We start from the raw sequence: 2,484 nt of genomic DNA on the forward strand, positions 1-2,484 counted from the left end.
CGTTGCCGAAGTCGCGAGTTGGGGAAATACGCATCTCACCGCCGCCGGTCTCGGCGCCTATATTGCCTCGGCGACCGAAGCTGGTGATTTTCCGCGCGTCGTGCTCGGCATCGCCGTGATGTGCATCTTGGTGACCCTGTTCAATCGGCTGCTATGGCGGCCGCTCTATGCCTTCGGCGAACGCCGGCTGCGGCTGGGCTGATCGGGAGATTGTTATGCGCGACCAGGTCCAGCAGGCACCCCTGATCGACATCAAGAGCGTCAGCCGGACGTTTCCCAAAGCCAGCGGCGAGCATCTCGTCGTGCTGGAGAAGGTGGATCTGTCGATCCGCGCCGGCGAGATCGTCGGCCTGCTCGGCCGCTCCGGCTCCGGCAAGTCGACGCTTCTGCGCATCATCGCCGGGCTGGTGTCGCCATCGTCGGGCGAAGCCAAATGCCGCGGCGAGACCATCTCCGGGCCGCCCAACGGCGTCGCCATGGTGTTCCAGTCGTTCGCGCTGTTTCCCTGGCTCACCGTCTTGCAGAACGTCGAACTGGGGCTGGAGGCACTCGGCATCGACAGCGCCGAGCGCCGCAAGCGGGCGCTGGCCGCGATCGATCTGATCGGCCTCGACGGCTTCGAATCCGCGTTTCCGAAGGAGCTGTCCGGCGGCATGCGCCAGCGCGTCGGCTTCGCCCGCGCGCTGGTGGTGCATCCGGACCTGCTGCTGATGGACGAGCCGTTCTCCGCGCTCGACGTATTGACCGCCGAGACCCTGCGCACCGACCTCGTCGATCTCTGGATCGACGGCAGGCTGCCGATCAAATCGGTGCTGATGGTGACCCACAACATCGAGGAAGCGGTTCTGATGTGCGACCGCGTCCTGGTGTTCTCCTCGAACCCCGGCCGCGTCGCCGCCGAGTTCAAGGTCGATCTCGCCCATCCGCGCAATCGGCTCGATCCGGCGTTCCGCCAGTTGGTCGATACGCTCTACGCGCGCATGACGCAGCGCGCCGAACCGAAGGCGATGAGCCCGGACAGTGCCGCCAGCACCGGCGTTGGCATGGTGCTGAGCCACGTCGGATCGAACTCGATCTCGGGCCTGATCGAGACCCTGGCCGGTGAACCGTATAACGGCCATGCCGACTTGCCGGTGCTGGCCGGCCATCTGCAGCTCGAGGTCGACGAGATCTTCCCGCTGGCCGAGGCGCTGCAGCTGTTGCGCTTCGCCCAGCTCAGCGAGGGCGACCTCAACTTGACCGAGGCCGGCAAGCGCTTCGCACATCTGGAAACCGACGAGCGCAAGAAACTATTCGCGCAGCACCTCACCGAGACCGTGCCGCTGATCGGCCTGATCCGCCGCGTGCTCGACGACCGCCCCTCGCACACCGCGCCGGCCGCCCGCTTCCGCATCGAGCTCGAGGACTACATGTCCGAGCAATATGCCGACGAGACCCTGGAGACGATCGTCTCCTGGGGCCGCTATGCCGAGCTGTTCGCCTATGACGAGCAGTCAGAGACGTTCAGCCTGGAGAACCCGCACTGACCTCTGCTGTGCGCACCGGACCTCGCCACACACTCAACCGTCGTCCCGGCCAAGCGAAGCGCAAGCCGGGATCCATACGCCGCGGCCGTGCTGTGAGGCAGTCTGGCTGACACCTTACTTACTAATAACTGCCTGGGGTTATGGGTCCGGGGTCTGCGCTTCGCTTGCCCGGGACGACACCGAATGTGAGGCGCTCGCTTCCCTCAGATAACTCACAGCGCCGGCGCGAACGTGTCCGGTCGCGCCATCGCCCAGGCGTCGCGGTAGCGGATGTCGTGGGTGCCTTCGAGCAGTTCGCCCGGCCGTAGCGTCGGATAGAGTTTTGCGAAGGTTGCCACCTCCGTGGTCGAGGTTCGCTGCGAGAAATGGATCGGCCGCAGGTCCTGCGGATGTTCGAGGCCGGCAGCCGCAATCAGCTCGGTCAGGGCATGCAACGTCGCATGGTGATAGTTGTAGACCCGCTCCAGCTTGTGCGGCACCACCAGCGCGCGGCTGCGGGTCGGGTCCTGGGTGGTAACGCCGGTCGGGCAGCGATCGGTGTGACAGCTCAGCGACTGAATGCAGCCGAGCGCAAACATGAAGCCGCGCGCCGAATTGCACCAGTCGGCGCCGATCGACATTGCGCGCGCCATGTCGAAGGCGGTCGCGATCTTGCCGGATGCGCCGATCTTGATGCGATCGCGGACATTGATGCCGAGCAGCGCGTTGTGGACGAAATTGACGCCCTCGCGCATCGGCATGCCCAGATGGTCCATGAACTCCACCGGTGCTGCCCCGGTGCCGCCCTCATTGCCGTCGACCACGATGAAATCCGGATAGATGCCGGTTTCGAGCATCGCCTTGCAGATCGCCAGGAACTCCCAGGGATGGCCGATGCAGAGCTTGAAGCCGGCCGGCTTGCCGCCGGACAGCCTGCGCATCTCGCCGATAAACTGCATCATGCCGATGGGGGTCGAGA

At 65.3% G+C, this 2,484-nt stretch carries 2 protein-coding genes and 1 pseudogene; 2 read left to right on the forward strand and 1 reads right to left on the reverse strand.

The features are described from left to right. Positions 1 to 202: pseudogene (locus tag WA702_RS26960) on the forward strand (sulfonate ABC transporter permease); the annotation flags it as partial. A 13-nt stretch (positions 203 to 215) separates the two neighbouring features. Further along, positions 216 to 1,526 (forward strand): AAA-associated domain-containing protein, encoded by a 1,311-nt coding sequence (locus WA702_RS26965; protein ID WP_425113593.1) that lies wholly within the window; start codon positions 216 to 218, stop codon positions 1,524 to 1,526. A 212-nt stretch (positions 1,527 to 1,738) separates the two neighbouring features. Here WA702_RS26965 and WA702_RS26970 read toward each other — a convergent pair. Then, positions 1,739 to 2,484: glutamate synthase-related protein (locus WA702_RS26970; RefSeq protein ID WP_425113594.1), on the reverse strand; the 746-nt coding region annotated here is incomplete at its 5' end.

Origin of the sequence: Bradyrhizobium sp. (assembly GCF_049798375.1) — a bacterium.
Taxonomy (GTDB): Bacteria; Pseudomonadota; Alphaproteobacteria; order Rhizobiales; family Xanthobacteraceae; genus Bradyrhizobium.